26 protein-coding genes and 2 tRNA genes are annotated in these 25,979 nt (G+C 35.1%); 20 read left to right on the top strand and 8 right to left on the bottom strand.

Annotated features, from left to right (window positions below):
* Positions 1–75: 75 nt before the first annotated feature.
* From I586_RS11625 to I586_RS11600, 6 genes are all read right to left on the bottom strand, one after another.
* On the bottom strand, positions 76–1,092 hold the full coding sequence (locus I586_RS11625) for an ROK family protein (RefSeq protein ID WP_010766331.1): 1,017 nt from the start codon (positions 1,090–1,092) through the stop codon (positions 76–78).
* A 499-nt stretch (positions 1,093–1,591) separates the two neighbouring features.
* Entirely contained in the window at positions 1,592–3,016 is a 1,425-nt protein-coding gene (locus I586_RS11620) for a glycoside hydrolase family 1 protein (RefSeq protein ID WP_010766330.1), read from the bottom strand.
* A 46-nt stretch (positions 3,017–3,062) separates the two neighbouring features.
* Entirely contained in the window at positions 3,063–4,961 is a 1,899-nt protein-coding gene (locus I586_RS11615; protein ID WP_010766329.1) for a beta-glucoside-specific PTS transporter subunit IIABC, read from the bottom strand.
* A gap of 142 nt (positions 4,962–5,103) precedes the next feature.
* Positions 5,104–5,952: a BglG family transcription antiterminator LicT gene (gene licT / locus I586_RS11610; RefSeq protein WP_010766328.1), complete on the bottom strand. Its 849-nt coding sequence runs from the start codon at positions 5,950–5,952 to the stop codon at positions 5,104–5,106.
* Positions 5,953–6,320: 368 nt separating this feature from the next.
* Positions 6,321–6,929 (bottom strand): hypothetical protein, encoded by a 609-nt coding sequence (locus I586_RS11605; RefSeq protein WP_010766327.1) that lies wholly within the window; start codon positions 6,927–6,929, stop codon positions 6,321–6,323.
* A gap of 87 nt (positions 6,930–7,016) precedes the next feature.
* On the bottom strand, positions 7,017–7,346 hold the full coding sequence (locus I586_RS11600; RefSeq protein WP_010766326.1) for a winged helix-turn-helix transcriptional regulator: 330 nt from the start codon (positions 7,344–7,346) through the stop codon (positions 7,017–7,019).
* Between the two features lie 353 nt (positions 7,347–7,699).
* Here I586_RS11600 and I586_RS11595 point away from each other — a divergent pair, with 353 nt between their 5' ends.
* The 4 genes from I586_RS11595 (at position 7,700) to I586_RS11580 (ending at position 13,154) form a co-directional block, all read left to right on the top strand.
* Positions 7,700–8,971: a RidA family protein gene (locus I586_RS11595; RefSeq protein ID WP_010766325.1), complete on the top strand. Its 1,272-nt coding sequence runs from the start codon at positions 7,700–7,702 to the stop codon at positions 8,969–8,971.
* A gap of 460 nt (positions 8,972–9,431) precedes the next feature.
* Positions 9,432–10,349 carry a PLP-dependent cysteine synthase family protein gene (locus I586_RS11590; protein ID WP_010766324.1) on the top strand — a complete coding sequence of 306 codons (918 nt, stop codon included), beginning with the start codon at positions 9,432–9,434 and terminating at the stop codon, positions 10,347–10,349.
* A gap of 24 nt (positions 10,350–10,373) precedes the next feature.
* Positions 10,374–11,519: a cystathionine gamma-synthase gene (locus tag I586_RS11585; protein WP_010766323.1), complete on the top strand. Its 1,146-nt coding sequence runs from the start codon at positions 10,374–10,376 to the stop codon at positions 11,517–11,519.
* 126 nt (positions 11,520–11,645) lie between these two features.
* Positions 11,646–13,154, top strand: a complete 1,509-nt coding sequence (locus tag I586_RS11580; protein ID WP_010766322.1) for a DUF1846 domain-containing protein — start codon at positions 11,646–11,648, stop codon at positions 13,152–13,154.
* A gap of 228 nt (positions 13,155–13,382) precedes the next feature.
* Here the strand turns inward: I586_RS11580 and I586_RS11575 are convergent, their stop codons facing one another.
* Positions 13,383–14,105, bottom strand: a complete 723-nt coding sequence (locus tag I586_RS11575) for a LytR/AlgR family response regulator transcription factor (protein ID WP_010766321.1) — start codon at positions 14,103–14,105, stop codon at positions 13,383–13,385.
* Positions 14,106–14,116: 11 nt separating this feature from the next.
* Positions 14,117–15,409, bottom strand: coding sequence for a sensor histidine kinase (locus I586_RS11570; protein ID WP_010766320.1), 1,293 nt, complete (start codon positions 15,407–15,409; stop codon positions 14,117–14,119).
* Between the two features lie 208 nt (positions 15,410–15,617).
* Here I586_RS11570 and I586_RS11565 point away from each other — a divergent pair, with 208 nt between their 5' ends.
* The 16 genes from I586_RS11565 (at position 15,618) to I586_RS11505 (ending at position 25,979) form a co-directional block, all read left to right on the top strand.
* Positions 15,618–16,202, top strand: a complete 585-nt coding sequence (locus I586_RS11565; RefSeq protein WP_010766319.1) for an accessory gene regulator B family protein — start codon at positions 15,618–15,620, stop codon at positions 16,200–16,202.
* 19 nt (positions 16,203–16,221) lie between these two features.
* Positions 16,222–16,332 carry a cyclic lactone autoinducer peptide gene (locus I586_RS17180; RefSeq protein WP_010766318.1) on the top strand — a complete coding sequence of 37 codons (111 nt, stop codon included), beginning with the start codon at positions 16,222–16,224 and terminating at the stop codon, positions 16,330–16,332.
* 3 nt (positions 16,333–16,335) lie between these two features.
* Positions 16,336–16,406: transfer RNA gene (locus I586_RS11560), tRNA-Cys, on the top strand.
* A 71-nt stretch (positions 16,407–16,477) separates the two neighbouring features.
* The gene (locus tag I586_RS17175; protein WP_010766317.1) at positions 16,478–16,588 is read left to right on the top strand and encodes a cyclic lactone autoinducer peptide; all 111 of its coding nucleotides are present in this window, start codon (positions 16,478–16,480) and stop codon (positions 16,586–16,588) included.
* Between the two features lie 3 nt (positions 16,589–16,591).
* Positions 16,592–16,662: transfer RNA gene (locus I586_RS11555), tRNA-Cys, on the top strand.
* A gap of 988 nt (positions 16,663–17,650) precedes the next feature.
* Positions 17,651–20,686 carry a lantibiotic dehydratase gene (locus I586_RS11550; protein ID WP_010766316.1) on the top strand — a complete coding sequence of 1,012 codons (3,036 nt, stop codon included), beginning with the start codon at positions 17,651–17,653 and terminating at the stop codon, positions 20,684–20,686.
* A gap of 2 nt (positions 20,687–20,688) precedes the next feature.
* Positions 20,689–22,464, top strand: a complete 1,776-nt coding sequence (locus I586_RS11545; RefSeq protein WP_010766315.1) for an ABC transporter ATP-binding protein — start codon at positions 20,689–20,691, stop codon at positions 22,462–22,464.
* On the top strand, positions 22,442–23,731 hold the full coding sequence (locus I586_RS11540; RefSeq protein ID WP_010766314.1) for a lanthionine synthetase C family protein: 1,290 nt from the start codon (positions 22,442–22,444) through the stop codon (positions 23,729–23,731). The genes I586_RS11545 and I586_RS11540 overlap by 23 nt, the downstream gene beginning before the upstream one ends.
* A gap of 105 nt (positions 23,732–23,836) precedes the next feature.
* Complete coding sequence (locus tag I586_RS11535) at positions 23,837–24,013, top strand: gallidermin/nisin family lantibiotic (RefSeq protein ID WP_016249978.1); 177 nt, start codon at positions 23,837–23,839, stop codon at positions 24,011–24,013.
* A gap of 22 nt (positions 24,014–24,035) precedes the next feature.
* Positions 24,036–24,212 (top strand): gallidermin/nisin family lantibiotic, encoded by a 177-nt coding sequence (locus I586_RS11530; RefSeq protein ID WP_016249979.1) that lies wholly within the window; start codon positions 24,036–24,038, stop codon positions 24,210–24,212.
* Positions 24,213–24,235: 23 nt separating this feature from the next.
* Positions 24,236–24,412 (top strand): gallidermin/nisin family lantibiotic, encoded by a 177-nt coding sequence (locus I586_RS11525; protein ID WP_016249978.1) that lies wholly within the window; start codon positions 24,236–24,238, stop codon positions 24,410–24,412.
* Positions 24,413–24,434: 22 nt separating this feature from the next.
* Positions 24,435–24,611 (top strand): gallidermin/nisin family lantibiotic, encoded by a 177-nt coding sequence (locus I586_RS11520; RefSeq protein ID WP_016249979.1) that lies wholly within the window; start codon positions 24,435–24,437, stop codon positions 24,609–24,611.
* A gap of 23 nt (positions 24,612–24,634) precedes the next feature.
* Complete coding sequence (locus I586_RS11515; RefSeq protein WP_016249978.1) at positions 24,635–24,811, top strand: gallidermin/nisin family lantibiotic; 177 nt, start codon at positions 24,635–24,637, stop codon at positions 24,809–24,811.
* 23 nt (positions 24,812–24,834) lie between these two features.
* On the top strand, positions 24,835–25,011 hold the full coding sequence (locus tag I586_RS11510) for a gallidermin/nisin family lantibiotic (RefSeq protein ID WP_016249978.1): 177 nt from the start codon (positions 24,835–24,837) through the stop codon (positions 25,009–25,011).
* Positions 25,012–25,033: 22 nt separating this feature from the next.
* Positions 25,034–25,180 (top strand): gallidermin/nisin family lantibiotic, encoded by a 147-nt coding sequence (locus I586_RS17170; protein WP_016249977.1) that lies wholly within the window; start codon positions 25,034–25,036, stop codon positions 25,178–25,180.
* Between the two features lie 118 nt (positions 25,181–25,298).
* Positions 25,299–25,979 carry an ATP-binding cassette domain-containing protein gene (locus I586_RS11505; RefSeq protein ID WP_010766312.1) on the top strand — a complete coding sequence of 227 codons (681 nt, stop codon included), beginning with the start codon at positions 25,299–25,301 and terminating at the stop codon, positions 25,977–25,979.

Below are 25,979 nucleotides of genomic sequence, written 5' to 3'. Positions count from 1 at the left end.
AATAAGATCAACCAATCAATTCGTTTCCATTGATTGGTTGGTCCTATTTTTACGTCGTTCTTTAATGAAGAATAATCAAATTTTTTCATTGAATTTTAGCCGTTGTACATTTAGAAAATGCTGGCCATTGATCGCTGTACAGCCATATAAAGTGGCTTTATCTTCTAGAGGGCTATTACAAATCATAATATCTTTTGAAAAATAACCGTTCATATGAACTTTGACTAGCTCCACCATCTCAGGAATTGCTCGGTAGATCGAGCTGTTGATAATGACGATTTCTGGGTCATAAAGGGTGACAACATTATTGATCCCAATACTTAATAAATAAGTGTTTTTTTCAATCAATATCATTGTTTCAGTATCTTTTTTCAGATAATAGTCACGAATGATTTGAGTATTGACATGTGTTAAGCCTTTTAACTTAGCAAATTCATCATACAATACTTTATTAGAAGCATATTGTTCCAAGCAACCTTGATTTCCACAAGGGCAAGTAGTTCCGCTTGGATAGAGAATCGAATGGCCGATTTCGCCAGCTTTTCCATGCTTTCCAATCTGGAGTTTACCATCTTCCACAATGCCAGCGCCAATACCGCTATGAATACTCAAACTGATTAAACTATCAAAAGTAGAAGAAAAAGTATACTCGCCTAGTGCAGTCAGATTAGCCTCGTTTTCGATATAAACGGGATAAGGGAAAATACTTGAGATTTCTTCATACAAATCCATTGTATCTAAATCATAATACGGCGTGAAAACAACTTTATTTTGATGAATAACACCATGGATGGCGAGTGTAATACCGATAATGCCATGTTTTGTCTCAGGTGCAACTTTTTCAAAGTCTGATACAATCGTGCGAATCAGTCCTACTACATTGGTTGAATCAATTTTCAGTTTTCTTTTTGATTCTGACTTTATTTCATCGCCATCTAAAAATGAAAAAAGTCCTTCAATATAATCGTAGCCAATATCAAATGAAATCGAAAGAGCTGATTTTCCATTAAATTTTAGTAATATTGGTTTGCGACCGCCACTATTTCCAGCATCACCAATTCCTGTTTCAGTGACAAGTTCATCTTCAATCAATTTTTTTGTGATAGAAGAGACTGAGGCTTTGTTTAACCCTGTAACGACAGAGAGTTCAGCTCTTGAAATTGTATGTGATTCAATAATTTTTTCAGAATGATAGCCTCATTTTGTTCCCGAATTGAATATTTACTTGTAATCATATCTTCCCTCCAAATAAGTGTACAATGTTCCTTTGTATGAGTATAATATCGAATCGCTCTCTCTTTTATGTTGAAGCACTAGAAGTCCAAAGTAGTGAAAACAGTTTTAAATCGACGTAATAGACTTCACTATAAGTTAGTTACTTATACGAATCAACTTATGAAATAAGTTGATTTTTTTTGAAAGCGCTCGACATCAGAAAAAGAATGTTTTATTATATTTGTATTTAGTTTAGTGTGCAAACGAATTGAATGCTAGGAGGAAGCACAAATGAACTATTTATTTAAATTTAAAGAGAGGAACAAAACGAAAATTCTGTTTTGTTCCTCTCTTTTTTATTTATAATAGAATTTATTTAAGCAAGAGTCTCACCGTTTGATTCAATCACTTGTTTATACCAATAGAATGATTTTTTTCGGCTTCTTGCTAAAGAGCCATTACCTTCATCGTCACGATCAACGTAAATAAAGCCATAACGCTTACTCATTTCACCTGTCCCAGCACTAATTAAATCAATACAGCCCCAAGGTGTATAGCCAATCAAATCAACACCGTCATCAATGGCTTTTTCCATTTCGATAATATGACGTTTAAAATAATCGATTCGGTAGTCATCGTTGATTGAGCCATCGGTTTCCACTTCATCAAAGGCTCCAAGACCATTTTCTACGACCATCAATGGGACTTCATAACGAGAATAAATTTGATTTAAGGTGTAGCGTAATCCAACTGGGTCGATTTGCCAACCCCAATCACTTGTTTCAAGATACTCGTTTGAGACACCGCCAAATAAGTTTCCGCCTGTTTTATCGTCTCGTTTTTCTAAGTCATCTGTAATACAAGTAGTCATATAGTAGCTAAAAGTATAATAATCTACCGTTCCAGCTTGTAATATTGCTTGATCTTCATCTGTGATGTTTACTTGGATATTATTTTTTTCAAAATAGCGTTTCATAAAATAAGGATACTTGCCTTTTACTTGAACATCTCCGCAGAAAAAGTTGAATTTCTCGTTGATTTGCTGCGTTTTTAAAACATCCTCTGGTCGGCATGTTTTTGGATACATGGTGATATATGCTAACATACATCCGATTTGAAAGTCTGGATTGATTTTGTGACCTGCAATAACGGCACGTGCAGAAGCTAGAAAAACATTGTGTAAGGCCTGATATTGCTCTGTTTCGGTATAGTCTCGATTAAATAAACCACTGATTCGTTTGCCGTGCTCCATTGTTCCAAAATTGATTTCATTGAATGTTAGCCAGTATTTGACTTTATTTTTGTAGCGTTCAAATAGGGTTGTTGCATAATTTTCATAAAAACCGATTGTCCGTTTATCTAAAAAGCCATCATATTTTTTTCCTAAATGAAAAGGCATTTCAAAGTGAGAAATTGTAACAAGTGGTTCGATTCCATATTTCGCTAACTCATCAAAAACATCGTCATAAAATTGTAAACCCGCTTCATTTGGCGCTGTTTCATCTCCATTTGGAAAAATACGAGACCATGCAATCGACATCCGATAGACCTTGAAGCCCATCTCAGCGAACAACGCAATATCTTCTTTATAGTGATGATAGGAATCAATTGCTGTGTGGCTAGGATAGTAATAGTGTTCTGTATCGATCTCTAAATCAAATGTGCGATGAGTATTGGATGTACGACTGCCTGCACGATTGTGATCGCAAATGGAGTCCCCTTTGCCATCTTGATCCCAGGCTCCCTCACACTGATTGGCGGCAGTTGCGCCGCCCCATAAAAAATTCTTTGGAAAACTCATAGATGTATACTCCTTCATAGATAAAATTGATATTGAATAACATGGGTTAGTTCGAGATGATAGCAGTGATAAACGTATCCCCACGCTTGACGGATGTTTCAGAAGTCGGAATCACATCAGCATAATCTGGTGTGTTTGTAATGATGATTGGAACTTGTGTGCTGTAACCCGCTTCTTCGATTGCTTTAATATCAAACGTAACCAGTTTGTCACCCTTTTTGACTTTGGCATTTTGCTCAACGAAAGATTCAAATCCTTCTCCTTCTAATTGGACAGTGTCGATACCAATATGAATCAATAGTTCTGTTCCATTGTCTGAAATCAAGCCAATAGCATGTTTCGTTGGGAAAAGTGTCATAACAGTTCCGTCAAATGGCGCTACGATTTCGCCGTTGGTAGGTTCGACCACAACGCCTTTACCCATGATTCCTTCAGAAAATGCAGCATCTCTTGCTTCGCTTAAAGGCAATACTTTTCCTTCTACAGGAGAGAAAACTTCATCTTTTGTTAGTTTCTTTTTTTGTCCAGTTGCTGCTAATTTTGCTTCTTCTTTTGATAATTGAATCGTTGGTTCATCATCTTTAAATCCTAAAGCCCAAGCTACTGCAAAACCAGCTGCAAGAGCACACACATCCAAAATCATTGCGTAAATCGCAAACGTAACATCACCATCTGGTGAGATGGAACTTGGATAGCGGAATATTCCTAAGCCACCCATTTGATAGCCTTGCATCCCTAATCCCATAGCGATGGCACCAGTAACACCCCCAACAATACAAGATGCCCAGAAAGGTTTTTTTCTAGGTAAAGTGATACCGTAAATAGCTGGTTCAGTTACACCAAAGATACCTGAAATAAAAGCAGGGATCGATAATTCTTTTAATTTGGCATTTTTAGTTTTTAACATGACTGCTAATACTGCACCAGTTTGAGCAAAACTTACACTACCTGATGGTGTTAATAATGATGTTGGATCACCTTGAGATAACGCAATAATGGCAAATGGAATAAGTGCCCAATGTAGACCGAACATAACAAGAATTTGCCAAGAGAAACCAAGAATAGCACCGAATAAAATTGGGCTGAAACTTTGAATAGAAAGTAAGCCATTTCCTAAAGCGTCAGAAACAGTATTCATGATTGGTCCGATAACTAAGAATGTTAATGGAATCGTTACAAGCGCTGTTAAAAATGGAACAATAAACAACTTAATAACGTCAGGAATAACTTTTCTTAATTGCTTTTCTAAAAAGGCAGCAAAAGCCACCGCCGCAATAATCGGCATAACCGTAGAACCATAACCAGCAGGCGGAATAGAGAATGGAATACCAAAGAAATTAAGCCCTCCCGCTTCAGCAAACTGAGCAGTAGCTGCACCTTCTAAAAATCCAGGATAGACTAAACTTGATGCGATTAACATCCCAAGGAAGGGGGAACCGCCAAATTTTTTCATTGCTGTGTAACCAATAAAGATTGGCAAGAATTTGAATAACCCGTCACCCATCGCATTAAAAATAGCTGATGTTGACGACTCTCCAAAGCTAGCCCCTAAAGCGAAAATTAAAATGGCATTAACCCCTTTTAACATACCAGCTGCAGACAGTGGTGCTAAAATCGGTTGGAAAATAGAGGAAATCATATCAACAAATTGGTCAAATAAATTTCCTTTTGGCCCAGACTCAGTCGGAGCTTCTAACACGCCTAAAACAGCATCAACGTCTTTTCTGACATCAGGAACGTGATTACCAATAACAACTTGATATTGTCCACCAGCCTGCATGACTGTCACGACACCATCCATATTTTTTAACACTTCGGTGTTTGCTTTGCTTTCATCTTTCAATTTAAAACGAAGGCGTGTGATACAGTTTGTTAAAGAATTGACATTTTCCTTGCCACCAACTTCTTTTACAATATTTTTTGCTAGTTCTTCATATTTACCCATTTTCGTTCCTCCAAATGTTTAGTTATTTTTTATTCAGAGGTCTCGCCAACTTAATGTCACGATCCAGCGCCTCTCCACAGGCAATCAGTCTCCTACGCTCCTTTTTAGAAAAATAATTTAGATAAAGAGAATTATTCTCCAGCTAACTAGTTTTATCGATGATTCGAGCTAAGTGTATGGTGATATATACTTGTTCATCTTTTGATATCCTGTAGTTTCGTCTATTTTTTAATAATTCAGTAACCTTTTTTGTTGCCTCAAAAGCCTCAGGGTACTGATTCGTGACGAGTAAAAATAGTTCGTTCTCAGTTTTATCTGTAGATTCTTCAACAGGGTTATCTTTGACGACTCTTTCTGCAAAAAATTTTAGATGTGTGAGAAAGCGTTGAAAGTAGATATCATTTTCTGCAAAATTAATTCGTAAGGTATATTTGATAACAGTCAATATTTCCTCAATCAATTGAGTAAGGCTGATCGCATCTTCATGGTGACTGTCAATTTGAGCATTTGTGATATGTAAGGCTAAAAATCCAGCTTCATCATCTGTTAAATCAACATGCATTTGTTGATTGACCAATCGAATTACTTCCCTGGCGATTTTTAATTCGACTGGGAAAAAACGTTTAATATCCCATAATAAAAAATTTTTTACATAAATATTTTTTTTAGAACGTTGGATAGAAGAGTGAAGATGATCAGCAATTGCAATAAAAGATGTCTCATTCAACTCCTTATCTAAAACATTTTTGGCATGGGACATGATTTTATAAGAGATTTCGATGATCTCTTCAGGTATGTCAGCAAGGAGTTGCTCCAGTTGTTCTGATTCAGCTTGATTGTCCAGTTTGAAAATTTTCTCGATTCTTTCTGTATCAACTTTTGAACCAGCCTTCATCTGAAATCCCAAGCCATTGCCCATAAGAATGACTTCTTCATCTTCTTCATTTAGAACAATGACAACATTATTATTCAAAATTTTTAAAATTTCCAAAACGGTCGCCCCTTTTTATCCTGACTAAAGAGATTGAAATAGAAAAAAACCTAAACACAAGCCAATAATGGCGTTGTTTAGGTTTAGCTTAACTTAATAATCACTATCCATTTAACAAAGTAAATATACACTATAAAGAAAGCGCTGTCAATCTGTTTTGAAGAGTTTATTATAAATTATTGGTTTGTAAAGCCTATATTTAGCTTGGATTACAGCTTAATAAGGGAAAATACAATTTGATTCTTTTTCCGAATGCTTGTGATGGAAAAAAGAGAATCCTTTTGATCTATCAAAGAATTCTCAGTGTTTTAAGTTCTTTCTGTCAGTAAATAAAAAAATGATTTCTGCTTATCTAAATCGATCTTATCTTAGTCGATAGCGGTAATCTTCAAATCCTTGAAGAAGGCTTCTGTACCAATATCCACAAAGAAACCAATAGCGCCTCTAGCGTCAGCACCGTGTTTCATATTGTCTACCACTAAGGCAGGTTCTTCATTATCATTTAAATAAAATGTCCCTTTGGCACCATGAATAACTGCTTTTAAACTGATCCATTCATCAAGTCCAATATCAGCTGGTCCTTCAAAATCAGTAATACCAAGATTTCTAAAATAGTCAAAGGTATATTTAGGGTAGGAAAAATATTGAACACCACGATTTTTTCTGATTGGATCATCAATCCGACCATTCGTTGGTCTAACATAAAAGGATTCAAATTGTGTGTCATCTTCATTGATTCGAAAGGCAATACCAATAAAACCACGAGCAAAATCTGGGGCATCTGGTAATAGCCGACTCAACATTTTCACTTCGATTGTTCCATTGTGGAAGGATGAGTGGATAAGTTTAGCATAAGTATTTTCGTCAAATTCCATTAATTTCTCTTTTTTTACCACTCTTAAAACAGGCTCACCATTTAAAGTAGTGTACTCACTCGAGATATTGACTGCCTCGACGGGCGTTGTTTCAAAGTTCATGTTGATTTCCTCCTCAATAGCTGTTTATCATTCTAATGAAAGTATAAATAACTTTTGGGAAAATGTTAAGTAGGCACAAATTTGTACCTATTGATCAAAACTGCTCTTATAAAATTGTCCCCATTGTCTCATAGCTTCAATTACAGGGAGCAAGGTTTCCCCAAGAGGTGTCAATTGATATTCAACGTGAGGCGGCACTTTTTGGAAGTCAATTCGCTCCACGATACCATCTAAAATCATGGAGTTAAGACTCTCCGTCAATACTTTTTGAGATACGCCTGCTAATGAGCGTTTTAGTTCAGAATTTCGTTTTGGTCCTGTTATCAAGTCTCGTATGATCAATGTTTTCCATTTACTACCGATCAATTGAACGGTGGTTGCCACGTCACAAAGCGGCATTTCTTCTTTTTTAATCATGTAACCGTTACTCCTAACATTGAGAATGAGCCAGCTCTTTGAAGGCTCTTGTCTAGCAAAATTGTTACATGTTTACAGTTGAAAATCAACTAGGAATATAAAAAATTGACTATTTTCATTTTATGAACTTTAAAATAGGTTATTGAAATGTTAGCGCTATTATTGTAGACTAAAATAAGTGATATAATTTTTGTCAAATTGTCATGATTTCCATATTAACAGCAGGATAGTAAAAAAATGATGGACTCATAAAAAAAACAGTTTTTAATGTGATATCAAATTGGAAGCGTTAACAACGATTGTGTAGTAGGTTATTTATTTGAATGTATGAAAAAGAAAAGAGGAATAGAACTATGAGCAATGATAACGCAGTATTAGCTAGAAACACAGAACACGCACCACAAAATCCACAATCATCACAAACCGTCGCTTTTTCCCATTACAATAACTTTTCAGCTCAGTTGCCAATCGATCCTATAACTGGACAAGTAATTACCGGTGGTATCAAAGAACAAGCAGATCAATGTTTTAAAAATATCAAAGCCATTATTAAGAGTATCGATCACGTCATGAGTGATATTGTGAGAATCACTCTCTTTGTTAAAGATATCAAAGACCTGGATGCAGTTGATGACGTATACGCATCATTTTTCACAAGCTATCATCCTTCAAGAACGGCGGTTGCAGTCGATGCCTTACCGATGGATGCTTTAGTACAGGTTGAAGCCCTAGTTTCAAATGGTGAAGGTACGATTCCTAACGCACCACAAGCAGGTGATCTAATCAAACTTACAAATAATACACTAGATGCGCCAAGTGACTCACTTTCAACCCAAACAGTCTCATTTTCTCACTACAACAATCTTTCCGCTCAATTACCGATCGATCCTAAAACAGGTAGAGTAATAGCAGGTTGTGTGAAAAAACAAACAAGTCAATGTTTACAAAACATCAAAGCAATTTTAGAAAGTATTGATGTTCCATTTGATGACATCGTGAAAATCACTATTTTTGTTAAAGACCTTTCAAAAATGGATGCTGTAAACAAAGCTTATGCTACATTTTTCCCTGATTCGGCGATTGCTCGTGCAGTAGCGTATGTTCCCGCACGAACGATTGTTGAAGTGGCTGATTTACCGATGGGCGCTGATGTACAAATCGAAGCAGTGGTATCACACGGTGATGGGACACCGCCGCAAGCGATAGAAGATCGTCATGGCTTGATCATCGAAGCGAATAATACGGACAAAGCACCAAAATGTCCGTTTTCGACACAAACAGTGGCATTCTCTCACTATAATAATCTTTCCGCACAATTGCCGCTTGATCCACAAACAAATGCACTGATTACAGGTGGCATCAAAGAGCAAACGGAACAATGTTTAGAACATATCAAAGCAATCATCGAAAGTGTGGATCATGTACTAGCAGATGTAGTAAAAGTAAATATATTTGTGAAAAATATGGCAGATATGGATGCCGTAGATGAAGTTTACGGGAAGTTTTTCCCAGATGGCGTACCTGCTAGAAGAGTAGTTGGTGTGTCTGCGTTGCCGAAAGATGCGTTGATTCAAATTGATGCAATTGTTGGGAATGCGGAAGGAACACCACCGATTGTTTCGTAAAAAATGTAGTGGAAAAAGGAGCAGTGGATCAACTGCTTCTTTTTTTAGGATAAAACCGCAAGAATGGTTGTCAGAAAAGGTATGGTTTGATTGAAGACAAATAGACATTTGATTCGTACGATACTTTTTTAGAACGATTGTTTTAAATTGACATCCGAAAAATGATGTGATATCTTCCATGTATACTTATTTAGAGGAGTGGAAAAGACATGACAAACAACAGACGTTCAGTTACATGCTGTTGTTGTATGGTGCGAAAAAGCAGCATACCAATTTGTCATGCCTATTAATAGTCCATCTAGAAAAGTTAAACGCTTCAGGTCACTTTAGTAAAGAAAAGGTGAACTGTTTATAGTTGACGTTCAAGAGGTACTGATTTAATAGTCAGTAGCTCTTTTTTTGTTCCCTTTTTTTGTTGCAACGGCGCAGTCAGAATCGTTAATAGCGATAGGAGGATGTCATGATAGTTGAGGAAGTACAGGAATTGATTGGACACACACCGATGTTCAAATTTGATGCTGCTCGATTTGGTGGTCAAAAAGGAAGTACGATCTATGCCAAATTAGAGTACCTAAACCCAGGGGGCAGTGTCAAAGATCGGTTAGGGCAACATTTGCTAGCACATGCGTTGCAAGAAGGGAAAATAACTTCAGCAACAACAATCATTGAACCAACAGCTGGAAATACAGGCATTGGTATTGCTTTGGCAGGTTTGAAGGAAGGCATCAAGACTGTATTTGTTGTACCAGAGAAATTTAGTTTAGAAAAACAACAAGTGATGAAAGCATTAGGAGCAGAAATCGTGCTTACACCAACAGCCAAAGGAATCAGAGGGGCAATCGACAAAGCAACACAATTAGCAAAAGAGACCCCAAACAGTTATTTACCGTTACAATTTGAAAATGAAGAAAATCCCAAAGCCTATTACAACACACTTGGACCTGAAATTTTTAATGAGCTTTCAGGACAACTAACAAGCTTCGTTGCTGGAGTCGGCAGTGGGGGAACGTTTGCAGGAGTTGCAGCCTATCTAAGAGATCAAAACCCACAAATTCGTGCGATTGGAGTAGAACCAGAAGGCTCGATTTTAAATGGAGGAACAGCTCACGGACACGAAATTGAAGGGATCGGAGTAGAGTTTATCCCCACGTTCTTTGAGAATGTAACGATTGATAAAATTTATACCATCCGTGACGAAGAAGGGTTCTATTTTACAAGGCTTTTAGCAGAAAAATTTGGGCTACTTGTCGGTAGCTCAAGTGGAGCAGCTTTTGCAGCATCGATTAAAGAAAGCAAGACATTACCCGAAAACAATACAATTGTCACTATTTTTCCAGATTCCGGAGAACGATATCTATCAAAAAACATTTATGGCTAAGACCAAATTCAAGGAGGGAAAACGATGCATTTTCAAACAAAATTAATCCATGGTGGAATCAGTAACGATGAACAAACAGGAGCAGTCAGCGTCCCAATCTATCAAACATCAACCTATAAGCAAAATGGTGTTGGAAACCCTAAACAGTATGAATATTCTCGTTCTGGAAATCCAACCCGATTTGCTTTAGAAGAATTAGTAGCGGAACTTGATGAAGGAGCACAAGGCTTCGCATTTGCTTCTGGTTTAGCAGCTTTGCATACCGTCTTATCCCTTTTTGAAGCAGGAGACCATATACTATTAGGCGATGATGTATACGGCGGCACGTTTCGACTAGTTCAAAAGGTTTTTGAGAAAAATGGACTCACCTATTCATTGGTGAAAATAGATGTTTTAACCTCGATAGAAGAGGCAATCACTGAGAAAACAAAAGCAATTCTCTTTGAGACGCCAACCAATCCATTATTGAAAGTTTCTGACATTCAAGCAATTTCCTCTTTAGCAAACAAGTATCATTTAGTGACGATTGTAGATAATACCTTTATGACGCCCTATTTTCAACGTCCTTTAGCATTAGGAGCCGATATTGTGGTATACAGTGGAACCAAGTATCTTGGTGGACATAGTGATGTTGTATCAGGCTTTGCAGTGACAAATCAAACGGCATTAGCAGAAAAAATCGGCTATTACCAAAATGCAATAGGGGGCGTTCTAGGTCCCCACGATAGTTGGTTAGTTCAAAGAAGTCTTAAAACATTAGCCCTTAGAATGGAAGCTCATCAAAAAAATGCATTACAAATTGCCACATATCTTGAAACCCATCCAGCTGTTTCAGTTGTTTATTATCCTGGATTAAAGAGTCATGCAGGCTTTGAATTAGCCAAAAAACAAATGAGCGGTTTTAGTGGCATGATTTCTTTTGAGCTGAAAGATGAGGCGTTGGTCAATTCGTTTGTGGAAGGTCTAACTATTTTTACGTTAGCAGAAAGCTTGGGTGGGGTTGAAAGCTTGATCGAAGTTCCAGCAGTGATGACACATGCGTCTATTCCAAAGGAAATCAGAGAACAGGCTGGAATTAAAGATGGGTTGATTCGTTTATCTGTAGGGATTGAATACATTGATGATTTGATTAGTGATCTAGAGCAAGCGTTTGAGAAAATTGGATTGTAGACTCAAAATAGGTCAGCATTGATACGTAAACTATAGTTAGATAAGAAATAATGAAATTCTTTATCGTAATCATCCGAAAATAAGTTTATAATAGATGGCAGTATATAAATATCGGAGGGTTCTTACGTGAAAAAACAAGGTTTTGATCCACAAAAGTACATCGAAGAGCAATCAAAATATATCCTTGAAAGAGTTGATCATTACGACAAGCTTTACTTGGAATTTGGTGGGAAATTGATTGGCGATATGCATGCGAAACGCGTTCTGCCAGGATTTGATGCGGACGCTAAAATTAAACTTTTACAAAAATTAAAAGATCAAGCTGAGATTTTGATTTGTGTTTATGCAGGGGATATCGAGCGTAATAAAATTCGTGGTGATTATGGGATCACCTATGATATGGATATTTTGCGCCAAATCGATGAGTTAAGAGAGTATGGCTTAGCCGTCAACAGTGTGGTGATTACCCGCTATAGTGGACAACCTTCTACAAAAATGTTTATCAATAAATTGGAAAGACGAGATATCAAAGTCTATAAACATGCGGCGATCGAAGATTATCCATCCAATCTTGAGAAAATCGTCAGCGAAGAAGGCTTTGGGAAAAATGACTACATTCCAACAACAAAACCAATCGTAGTCGTGACAGCACCTGGTCCTGGCAGTGGGAAATTAGCAACTTGTCTGAATCAACTCTATCATGAAAGCCGTAACGGTAAGACTGCTGGTTATTCAAAATTTGAAACCTTCCCAGTTTGGAATGTTCCGTTGAAACATCCTTTAAATATTGCCTATGAAGCAGCAACTGTTGATTTGAAAGATGTGAATATGATCGATTCATTCCATTTTGATAGATACCAAAAAGTGGCTGTTAATTATAATCGTGATGTCGAGACATTCCCAGTAATCAAACGAATCATTGAAAAAATTACCGGAGAAGAATCCGTTTATCAATCCCCAACAGATATGGGTGTGAACCGTGTTGGTTTTGGGATCATCGATGATGACGTGGTAAAAGAAGCCTCTAAACAAGAAATTATCCGTCGCTGTTTTGCTACAGAATGTGACTTTAAAAAAGGCTTGATCGATGAAGAAACAGTCAATCGCATTAAGCTGATCATGGAAGAAGTCGAGCTGAAAAAAGAAGACCGCAAAGCGGTACTTCCTGCTAGAGAGTATTCAGAGCAATTAAGAGAACAAACCCAAAGCAATGATACACCTGCTGTTATTGCATTTGAGTTAGCAGACGGCCGAATTGTTACAGGGAGAACGAGTAGCTTAATGGATTCATGTTCATCTGCTATTTTGAATTCTATTAAAACGTTAGCCAATATTTCAGATGAAATCTTATTATTGTCTCCTGTGATTCTTGAAACCATCCAAACGATGAAACGCAAAGAGTTACACAGCAAAATTACGGCTTTAAAAGCCAATGAAATTTTGATTGCCTTAGCAATCAGTGCTGTGACAAACCCAACAGCACAGTTAGCGTATGATAAATTATCTGAATTGAATGGTGTCCAAGCACATTCTACAGTGATGTTGAGTAAGAATGATGAGCAAACGTTAAGAGAGTTAGGTTTGGATATTACGAGTGATGCGGTTTATCCGTCTGAGAATTTGTATTATATTTAGGCTGGTTGAATGACAAGTAAAAAAAGATTTTTAAAGTTGATAGCTAACTTTAAAAATCTTTTTTTGATTCACTTGACAGAGACATACTCAAAGAACTGCCTAAAATGATATTCGTTTTGTTCAAACGATACGGACTATAAACCATTGAAACGGTAATTGAGAGAACCTTTTTCAAAGTATGTTTTACAAGTTATTCATTTAGTATTATTTGAATAGTAAATGAACAACTTAGAGTAAGCCCTTCATAAATCTGGTTGAAATAAAACAGGTTTCACCGTTGCTTAATTCAATTTCTCTGTTTGTTTTGTCTATATGTTTGATATTTTTTTTATTTACTACAAATGATTTATGACAACGATAAAAGTTTTCAGCTATTTGCGGAATATCTTTGATGGACCCGTAGTATTCTAGTTGAGAATCATCTAAATGAACGACTAGTTTATGTGGAACTGGTGAAGTTTCAAAAAACATTATATCGTCGTAATCCAACACATGGAGTTTATCACCTACTTTGATTTTTAGGATATTTTTTTTCTCTTGGTTATCATTTTTGTATCTTTTAAATGCGGTGTGTACACATTCTTGCACTCTGCTTCGAATATTTTCGGGATTATCTTTAATAATGTAATCCATGGCCTCTACTTTATAAGTAAAAGTTAGATAGGATAATTCAGCGTGAGTTGTAACAAAAACAATTTTTCCAAAATCATCAATTTCTCGTAATTCAGAAGCCAATGCAATACCTGACATCTCTTGACCTAAATCAACATCTAAAAAATATAAGCCAGTTTCTTTAGGATTTGCTTTGACATAATCTAGTACTTCCGTAGGGTTAGCTGTTGAAAGAACTAGTTCCATATCATATTCTTCGATCATAATGGTTTTCTTTACATAATCCTCGATATTTTGACGTTGTTCTCTTTCATCTTCACAAATAAATACTGATAGCATACTAATTCTCCTTAATCGTTTAGAATTGTGATGGTTTGGCTAAAGCTGGTGTTTTCTATTTTTGTTATTAATGTACTGTTTGAAGAGGAGTTTATTAACTCTTGTAGATTACTTAAACCAAGTCCTCTATCTGGTCCTTTTGTAGAATAGCCTTCTTTTTTTAAGACGTGAAGCTTAGGTAGATCATCTAAACATGTATTTTCAACAACGATATGTATCGAATTTTTATTTTTTATAAAAGCAATAGAGAGTCGTTTATTTTCTATTGTCTCAGTAGCTTCAATAGCATTATCAAGAATTATTCCAAGGGCTCTAATTAACGTAACGCTAGAAATATTAATAAAATCTATAGGTTCAGTCACTTCAATAACAACCTTGATATTTTTTTCTTGTGCTACGGAGGCCTTAGCAGCAATCAGGCTTTTAATATCTTCTAACTTCATTTTAGACAAATCCTTTAAAACAAAATTATTCTGTTGAATTTGTTTGCCTGTAGGTTTGATATTTTCAAAAAAATAATTCTCTAAGTTCGTATAATCTTTTTTTAAAATATATCCTTCTAATGAAGTGAGAATATTCTGATAATCATGTCTGAACTTTCTAATTTCAGAATACTGTTGCTCTAGATTATTCGTATAAGTTCTCATCATTTCAAACTCTAATTTTTGTTGTTCTGTTTCATAATTTCGTCTGATTGACTGTATGTATGAAGCAATGGTGATACCTGAAACAAGTAAGATGATTGCAAAAAATAATAAATTAAGCTCAACGATGTTTTTTTGATTACCAGAGACTAACTCGAAAACGACATTCAAATAAAATACAAACAAAATCGACACTGTGGCGAGCGTGAATGGTTTCCGTCCTTTTTTTGAGGTTAAGAATTGCGCATTACTTTCAAAAAATTTTCTTGTGAGGACAATTATTCCTAAAGCAAAAATAAAGGAAAGTAATAAGTAAAACATGATATCGCTAGTCATTGATTCTAAGATATGGATTTGGAACATCAACGATAATATAAATGTTGCGATATGATCAGCAAGAATATTGACAATCATTACAATGGAAACAGTTGATAACGCATACATCCATTCTTTATTTCTAGTATATACGATACAAAATAGTAGGAGTATATTCGTTAATAAAGCAATATTTCCTAGATACTGCATAACAAATACATTGTTTAACACTAATAATAGAAAAAATAGACTTTCTATCAGAGTTAAACCTTTAGTTTTTGTGAAAATCTTTAGCGTAATAAAAAAGATGATAGCTTGTAAAAGCAAAGTCAACGAATAGATCATAACCAAAGCGCCTCCTAATAATGCTATTATAGCATTTCTTTTGATTTTGGACATCACTTTATAACGAATTATAACCGAATTGCGTGATTTAGCTAACTTATTTTTTTGAGATAGAAGCTGTTGCGGTTTTGATAAAAAAATACTCTGTTAGGATAAAAGATTATAAAGTTGCTTATAGCGACTATACTAATGGTGTGAGGTGAATGAAATGGAACGAATTGAAAGAAAAAATCTCGTGGAGGAATTGTCAGTTGTTTTATTGAGGAGGCTAAAGATTGATAAAACAGATACTATCTACTATTTAAAATGTAAACTAGGACTGGAGTTCTTTTTAGTTAATTTTTATAAACTAGTAATAATTTATATAGTAGCGTGGATTTTAAACATTATTTTCCCAGTATTTGTTTTCCATTTTTTCTTTTTATTTATACGCGGTAACGCTCAAGGAGCACATGCTAGTTCTGATTTTAAATGTGCTATTCTCTCTTTGGTGCTACTAGTTGGCGTCCCTTGGCTGAATTCAATAGGTTTTTTGTTTTCAGAAAAATGGTTGTTTGTTCTCTTTTTGTTAGGTTTTATCATCACATATCTATATGCTCCATCAGATTCAAAGAAGAATCCAATTTATAATCAAACCAAAAGAAAGAAGTTAAGAAAAAAAGCATTGATAGCACAAAGTGTAGTAACCTTAAACTTCATAATACCGTTAACATTACTTTCAATGAATTTAATTATTTTAGGCGCGTTTACAGCATCTGTCTTGTTGCTACCTAAGTTACATGAAGCACTTTAAATTAAAGGAGGACTAAAAAATGATCGGACAATTGTTAGAAAGATTAGGTACCTTGAACATAGAATATTTTTGTATTGGGTTGTGCTATGAGCCAAAGATCCCAAAAGAATTAATGGACGTAGAAGAATAAAATGGTGATATAGCCAAGAGGAAAGGCACAGGTCTGCAAAACCTTGATCACCGGTTCAAATCCGGTTATCACCTTTAAGTTGATAGTAGAAAACAAATTGCTGCTACTTTCAAAATATAAATGACAATTAATAGGAGGAGTAAAAATGATTGGACAAGTATTGGTAAAGTTAGGAATGTTGAATATGGAGAACTTTTGTATTGGGTTGTGTTATGAACCAAAAATCCCAAAAGAATTGATGGACTTAAAAGAATAAAATGGTGATATAGCCAAGAGGAAAGGCGCAGGTCTGCAAAACCTTGATCACCGGTTCAAATCCGGTTATCACCTTGATAAAGCATGGTATTTCCCATGCTTTTTTGCTATCTAAATACAGGAAATTAAGAGGGAGACAGAAGTGTTTAGTACAGTCCTTCAATTCTTGGTACCTTTGATACATAGAGATTGATGAGATCGAAATAACGTGAAGTAGGTACTTTGTAACATCAATTCGTTGCTTCTGCATCTACGGTTCTCGTTTCACTCCGATCCTCGAAGCATGGAGGACCTTTTTCTCCCAGCATTTATCTAGATTCCTTAAGGATGTGGTGTGACTCTGCGAGTCATACCACATCCTTTTTTTGTAGATTTTGGACCAGCCTTCTGCGGTTAAAACAACGTCGTAAATGAAGAGCTACTAGCAGGCGAGTATGTAAAGTGAAGGGAATTCATTCTATAGATAATAGTTTAATGAAATGCCCACTTAACGATTTTGATATCACAACTGTATAAGCCTAGTTACAAAAAAAGCAGTTCTGATAATAATTATCTGTCTTCAGAGTAAACAAAGCATTGTTGCTATGAGGAGATATACTGTAAATGTAGCAAGGATAGTAACGCTCACAAGGAAGAAAAATCATTCTGATATAAAAATCAGCATGGATCTCTTTAATAGTATAACCGTCACGGTTTTGACATCATCACTGCAAAAGAGTAATCGTTAAAAATACAGTTTTGATCAAAGAGGGACATCTCCAGAGTGAAGCAGTATTGTTTATAAAAATGACCGTATACTTAATATGTAGCAAGGAGGTAATGAGTTGAAAAATCAAGAACAGACTATTGATCATGAAAGAAAACGCGTGTTTATCTACGGGACGGATAGATTGCAGAATAGTTAATATTAAAAAAGAGTTCCTAACGCTAAATTCAGTAGAAAAAGGTAAAAGTACTTTTTCTGTTGTTTTACACTATATGAAAATAAGATTATCCAATAGAGTTTATATTCCGATTGGACATCAAGAAAAGAACAATTAGTAAAATAAGGAGGAATGAAAGTATGAAGAAACTTTATGAAGTAAACGAGGAAGTAATGGTTAGACTACCTACTGTTTCTGAAAAAGAAAAGAATACAGATGTTAAAGATCTATTTAACGATCCAGTATTTAGAGAACAGGTTTTGATTTCTAGCAAATCGATTTATGATCAAGCGAAGGAGTATTTAGTCAATGGGAAAACACTATCGAATAAGAAAAAAAGGAATTTAGAGCAGTCGTTATTGAAGTATGCTTTGAGAAGAAATACAAGAACAACTCCATTTGGTCTCTATTCAGCAGTCGGTATAGCAAAAACTTCAACAAATAAAGAAAACTTTACATTTGATGAAAAGAACTTTGAACACGTCGCCAGAGCTGATTTAAGTTGGATCTTCAATGTAATCAAAAAAGAAGAGTTAAATGGATATCAACATTTGGAATTTAAAATCAACCCAGCTGTTTACACAAAAGGAAATCGTGTCTACATGCTATACAATACTGAAACAGCAAGTTCTACTGAGAGTATTCAGCTATCAATGCCATTTAAGTTGTTGATGGATCAAGGTCAAAATCTAGTAGCATTTGAAAATTTATTAGATACGCTTAGACAAGCGTATCCTAAGCAAAATGAAGATAAGTTGAGTTCTTTCTTATATAAATTGATAAAAAACGAATTTCTGATTTCGAATTTAAGGCCGCCGATGACTGTGAGGAATCAGTTGGAGTACTTAATCACTGAGTTGAATAAAAATGCGTATTTTTCTGAACGAGCTATTCAACTGCAAAAAGTTGATGATCAAATTAAACAATACAACAAGATGAAACTTGGAACAGGAGAACAAACCTATTTAACGTTGTATAAAGAAATGAACACTCTTTATCGAAGTACATCACCTCTTCAAGTTGATAGTTTTTTAAACAATGATACGATTTCTATTCCTCAAAACTTAGTTGAGGAAATAAACGAGGCAGTTAGCTTTTTAACATTGTTAGCATCAGAAAATAATCCAGCTTTTGCGCACATACAACTTTATCAAGATGAGTTTTTAGACAAGTATGGATTTAGTCAAGAAGTTCCGCTAACGGATTTATTTGATACGGGTAATGGATTGGGAGCACCATTTTCCTATGATAAGCCTGAAAATGATTTTATTTCCAGAGCGCCTGTGATACCTGATTATAATTTACGCTTGAGAAACTATTTTCTTTCGAAGATAAATGTGGCAGAGAAAAAAGGGGCTGCAATTGATCTTAGCGAAAAGGATGTCAAAAAATTACTAGGCGATTCCCAGTTTGAAGACACTAAATTACTAAAGTCCTTAGAAGCATTCTTTCTATTGAAAAAATCAGGAGAAAAATATCTAGCATATCTCAGCCCAGGGGGAGGATCTCAAGGCGCTGGCAAAACGTTTGGAAGATTTGGTCATCTAAGTAACCATTTTGGGGAAACAATTAAAACGATTCAAGATAAAGAAACAACTAAAAGAAATAAGTATGTGAAAACATGTGAAATCAGCTATGTTCCTAGTAATATTCGCAATGGTAATGTTTCAATAAATCCTCATTTTAAAGAATATGAACTCTCTTTATTTACAAATAATTCTTTGGAAGTGAGTCGAGAGATAACGATTAAAGATATTTTGATTGGTATTGATAACTACGGTTTTTATGCTAGAAATAGAAAAAACGGAGATCTACTTGAATTTCAGGCAACGAATATGCTGAACCCAGGTATTTCACATAATATGTTGCGTTTTTTACATGAGATTTCGATATACAGGAAACGTTCGTGGAGTGAATTCCCTTGGCATAGGATCTATTCTGATTTCGATCATATACCTGAATTAAGATATAAAAGTATCGTTTTGTCACCAGAAAGATGGTTCATTTCGACAGAGAGTCTTATGCCTGAAATGATTAATGATTTTGAGTTATTTAAAAAGAAATTCAGTGAATACAAAGAGGCATTTGCGCTTCCAAACAGGTTCTATTTAACTGACTATGATAATCGTATTCCAATCCATTTTAACAATGATTCTGAACTAGAGATTTTGTTTGCAGAGTACAAAAAAAATTCTAAGGCACAAATGCGGATACAACTGCAAGCCTGTGAAGAAGGAGAGAATGTGTTTGTTGACCAAAACGACGAGAGTTATACTGCTGAGATTGTAGTGCCAATGTTTTCTGTTGAAAAAGAGACGGATGAAACTATTTTACCGAAATCAATTGTAACGAGCGATTTTGAAACAAGCACAAAACTACCTTATGATGACTGGCTCTATTTTAAACTTTATACGACAAGAAAGAAGGAGTTGGATTTAATTACACTTTGTATTAAAGAGTTTTGCTCGAAACTTGAAGAAGAAACAGGAATTCACTATTTCTTTATGAGATATATAGACACACATCCGCATATTCGCTTGCGCTTCAATGCATCAGAAGAGAAACTTCAAAAGTATACAACTCGAATCTTTGACTGGTTAAAAACGTTGTTGTCGCAGGAGATGATCGCTAGGTATACGATCGATTCCTATGAACGAGAAGTAGAACGTTATGGTGGGAAAGAATTGATTTCGTTAGCTGAAAAAGTATTTATGGCGGATAGCAAGGTTGTTGAAAATATTTTATATAGTAATAGGTTGGGAACACTGGACATTCCGTTTGAATTATCAGGAGTATTGACGGTTGTTAACTTTATTGACCAATTGAGTTTGGAAGATTCTGAAATCAAAGCTCTTGTGCATACGTATGAGAAACGTCAAGATAGCAGTTTGTATTTCCGTGAGAATAAAAAGAAAATACTAGATGAATTTAGACGTACGGATAGCCAAATGAAGAAATGGGCGACTTTAAGGAAAGAATCGGTAGAAGATTATTTGGAAGTATACAAACGGATGGATTTTTCTTTAGAAGAAAAGATAAATATTTGTTCTAGTTTTATTCATCTGCATTGTAATCGATTATTTGGTGTTGATCAAAATCAAGAGGCGTTTGTGATGGCTGTTGTAGGTCAAGTGTTTAATTACTTGATCCACACTAGAACAAGGGAGGCAGCTTAATCATGAAGAATCTATATTCCAATACAAAAAAGACTTTAAAACTTATCTATGATTTAGAAAAGAAAAATCTGATTGTTATTTTATTATTGAGTCTGTTAGTGTCAGTTGTACCATTACTTACAACATATTTATCACAAGAACTACTAAATAGTATAGTAGCTCATCAAGTACTTAATCGAGTGATGGTTTTGCTGATTGCGTTTGTTAGCTTTACAGTGGGTAGTGAGATAGTCGGACAAATTTCGGCTATCTTTGAACAAAAGCTGCAGGTGAATTTGGTGTACAAACTAAATAAAATCATTATGAATGCTTGTGGCGACATGAAATTAAAAGATTTTGAAAATTCAGAAACATATAATCAAATTGAACGTATCAATGGTCAAATAGCTTTTAAACCTTCTCAAAGTTTGGATATGACTATTAATTTGATGAAGACAATGATTACGTTGATTGGTTCAATTATTTTCTTATCAATGTGGAGTTGGAAAATGGCACTATTGCTAACATTAGTTCCATTGACTTCCATTTACTATTATATACAGATTGGTAAGCGGGAATTTAATATACAATATCAGCGTATGGAAGATGAACGTGAGTCTTGGTATTTAAATTATATATTAACTCATGATTTTTCATTTAAGGAAGTCAAGTTTTACGATTTGAAAGAGTATATCATAAATAAATTTTCCAGAATAAAAGAAAATTTTATTAAACAGGATATGGATCTCTTATATCAAAAATCGAAATTAAGTATTCTTTTTGAAGTGGGGGTTCAAATTATTGGGGCGATTGTACTATTTGTAGCAATTACCGCTGCTTATTCAGGAACTATTTTGGTCGGAAATGTTGTAAGTATCATCAAAGTAACCTCGATGATCCAATCTAGTTCAAAAGGTGTGATGACGAGTATTTATGCTCTATATAACAATAATCTGTATATGGAAAAACTTTTCGAATTTATAGAAGAATTTGTTCAGATTGAAAATGAAGAAGTCTTGATAACAGATAATGCAGAGATCACAGATATTCATGATATTGAGCTTAAAAAGGTTTCTTATCACTACCCAGAGACACAAAGTTTGGCCTTGAAGAAAGTGGACTTGACGTTACATGCTGGGGAAAGAGTTGCTATTGTAGGACCAAATGGATCAGGAAAATCGACTCTGATTAAAGTCTTGACTAAACTTTATGAAAATTCAGAAGGAGAAATTTTAGTAGATGGAGTGCCGCTAAGGGAAATTGGAGAAACTAAATATAAGCAACAATTGTCGGTGCTTTTTCAAGATTTTGTGAAATATGAATTACCTCTTCAAGAAAATATTGGCTTTGGTGATATTCAAAATATTTCAGATACAGAAATAATGAAAACGTGTATGCGTGAGTTGAATATTGATTTTTTAGATGAAGAAGACTTAAATCAACAATTGGGCATTTGGTTTGAAAATGGAAGGCAGCTTTCCGGTGGACAATGGCAAAAGGTTGCACTTGCGAGATCATTCTTTAAGAAAGCATCCGTATATATATTGGATGAACCTAGTTCTGCTTTAGATCCAATTTCAGAAAAAGAAGTGTTTGATTCTTTTTATGAAAAAACAAAAGGAAAGATTGGAATATTTATTTCGCATAGAATTTTAGCAGCACAAAATGCGGATAAGATTATCGTAATGGATAAAGGAGAAATTGTTGATATAGGTACACATGCACATTTAATGAAGAATTGTCGACTATATCAAGAGATGGAAAGGGCTGAATCATATGAAGAATACTTTGCAGCTTAAAACAAAATTTGATTTAAAAAAATGCGCTGAAAATCATGCGGATCATCACAAAATTGATGAACTCATCAATTCGGAAGAGAACATTGTGATTATCGATGGGACTAAATACTCAAATTGGCACCCGTTAGCATTAAGCCATGGATTTCCTTCTCTGTGTTTATTATTTGGAGAGCTATCTAGTCTTTTTCCAAAAGAATCGTGGGAAGAATACGGTCATAACTATTTACAACAGATTGTTTTATCAATAAAAACGTATGGTATCAAAAATCCATCGATGTTTTCGGGAATTTCTGGAATATTACTTGGAATTGACGGTCTTGATCCCAATCACTTGAAATATCCCAAATTAAAAGGAAACTTGAAAAAAGTTTTATTACGATCCGTAGAGGAAAAACTAAATTTACTTGCAGATAAAGAAGTCGAAATGACGGACTACGATATTATTGAAGGCCTGTCAGGAACAAGTCTCTACTTATTGACACAAGACGATGATGAAAGTTTACACTGGCTCACTAGAATATTAAACTATTTGGTTAGCCTAACAGATGAACGGTTTGGATATCCTAATTTTCATATTAGTTCTCGTAATCAATTTACTGAAGAAGAAGCAAAACTATATCCTGATGGAAATTTTAATTTAGGTATGGCACATGGTGTTGCAGGGATTCTATTAGTTCTGAGTAAAAGTATGCTAAAAGGGATCACTGTGCCAGGGCAAGCTATAGCGATAGAGTATATTGTTGATTTTCTAATAAAAAATAGTATAGTGAAAAATCAAAAAATTATTTGGCCAGCAATGTTGACGTTAGAAAATTATTTAACAAATACTAAAACAGATGTTGTGGAGAATCGTGATGCTTGGTGTTATGGCACGCCAGGAGTTGCAGTTGCATTACTGTATGCAGGAAAAGCATTAGAAAAGGAAGATATTATCGATTTTTCAAGACAATCAATTAGAAGTATTTATTCCAAAGAAGAAGGATTGTTTTCAGCTACTATTTGTCATGGCTATAGCGGATTATTGAATACGTTATTGACGTTTAAAAAGGAACTTGGAACGTCAGATTTTGATGAGTATATCAAAGTGGTTAAAGAAGAGATACTTCGTTTTTATGATGAGAAGAATCATTTTGGCTTTACCAGTATTGAATTTGGAAAGTCAGTAACAGATATTGGTTTATTGGGTGGGAGTTCAGGTGTGCTGCTTACGTTATTAAGGGAGCGATATGGAAATAGAAGTTCTTGGATTGAAGCATTAGGTTATTAGCAGTTTTGAATAAAAAACGAGCTGTTGAGACGTTTTCATTCAAAATGAACGATCCACCTTATAATTAAGGTGTAATAAAAATTAAGAAAAAAGGAGGAAACAGAAATGACACAATTTGATGATTTTGATTTAGACGTAGCGCAAACAACGAACGGGGTAAAACCAGAACCACGGATCACAAGTAAAAGTTTATGTACCCCCGGATGTGTAACAGGAGTATTGATGGGCTGTGCATTAAAAACGATCACATGTAACTGTTCAGTAGGTATTGGGAAAAAATAAAAAATAAGAGGAGGAAGCAGAAATGACACAATTTGATGATTTTGATTTAGACGTAGCGCAAACAACGAACGAGGTAAAACCAGAACCGCGGATCACAAGTAAAAGTTTATGTACCCCCGGATGTGTAACAGGAGTATTGATGGGCTGTGCATTAAAAACGATCACATGTAACTGTTCAGTAGGTATTGGGAAAAAATAAAAAAATAAGAGGAGGAAACAGAAATGACACAATTTGATGATTTTGATTTAGACGTAGCGCAAACAACGAACGGGGTAAAACCAGAACCACGGATCACAAGTAAAAGTTTATGTACCCCCGGATGTGTAACAGGAGTATTGATGGGCTGTGCATTAAAAACGATCACATGTAACTGTTCAGTAGGTATTGGGAAAAAATAAAAAATAAGAGGAGGAAGCAGAAATGACACAATTTGATGATTTTGATTTAGACGTAGCGCAAACAACGAACGAGGTAAAACCAGAACCGCGGATCACAAGTAAAAGTTTATGTACCCCCGGATGTGTAACAGGAGTATTGATGGGCTGTGCATTAAAAACGATCACATGTAACTGTTCAGTAGGTATTGGGAAAAAATAAAAAAATAAGAGGAGGAAACAGAAATGACACAATTTGATGATTTTGATTTAGACGTAGCACAAACAACGAACGGAGTAAAACCAGAACCACGGATCACAAGTAAAAGTTTATGTACCCCCGGATGTGTAACAGGAGTATTGATGGGCTGTGCATTAAAAACGATCACATGTAACTGTTCAGTAGGTATTGGGAAAAAATAAAAAAATAAGAGGAGGAAACAGAAATGACACAATTTGATGATTTTGATTTAGACGTAGCACAAACAACGAACGGAGTAAAACCAGAACCACGGATCACAAGTAAAAGTTTATGTACCCCCGGATGTGTAACAGGAGTATTGATGGGCTGTGCATTAAAAACGATCACATGTAACTGTTCAGTAGGTATTGGGAAAAAATAAAAAATAAGAGGAGGAAGCAGAAATGACACAATTTGATGATTTTGATTTAGATGTAGCACAAACAATAAACGGAGTAAAACCAGAACCAAGAATCACAAGTGTTAGTTTATGTACTATGGGATGTCAAGGAAGTAAACTTCAAACAGTAATCTGTAATTGGGTAAAATAAGCAGAGAACCTAATGTTCAGATGATGAGGTGAGCCAAAATGATGGAGAAGGTATTAAAATATTTTTTCTCGCTAGTAATAGTGATTACTAGTGAGAAAATCTTATAGGAGGTTATCACATGAGTATCGCGCTAGAAGTAGCGAACATAAAGAAAAGCTACAAAAAAAATGTTATTTTAAATGGCGTTTCCCTAAATGTTGAAAAAAATACAATCTATGGACTCTTAGGATTGAATGGTGCTGGAAAATCAACTTTATTGAAAATTATTTCTCAGATTATTTCTTTTGATGAAGGAAGGATTGGTTTTTTAGGAATAGACAGTGATTCCATTGGTTTTTTAATAGAACAGCCGGCTGTGTATGGGAACTTAACCGCTCGTGAAAATTTGAAGGTTCAAACGCTACGGTATAATTTATCTGAGCAAAAAATTTCAGAAGTTTTAGTAACAGTTGGGTTGATCGATGACTCAAAAAAAGTAAAAGATTACTCAGTTGGAATGAAACAACGTTTGGGTATTGCATTAGCTATCTTAAATGATCCTCAATTGCTTATACTAGATGAACCAACAAACGGATTGGACCCTGTAGGCGTAATTGAGTTTAGAGATTTACTTCAGCAGCTAAAAAAAATGGGCATGACGATTATTGTATCAAGTCATAGCTTAACAGAAATCCAGCATGTAGCGGACAAAGTTGGAATTATTAAAAATGGCGTTATTCAATACGAAGAAACGATTGAAAATATAAAGGATTTAGAGAATACATTCTTGAAAGTACTAGCCAATGAGGGAGGTATATAG

Source organism: Enterococcus moraviensis ATCC BAA-383, from assembly GCF_000407445.1.
Lineage (GTDB): Bacteria > Bacillota > Bacilli > Lactobacillales > Enterococcaceae > Enterococcus_L > Enterococcus_L moraviensis.
This window is presented reverse-complemented; position numbering and strand designations above follow the sequence as displayed.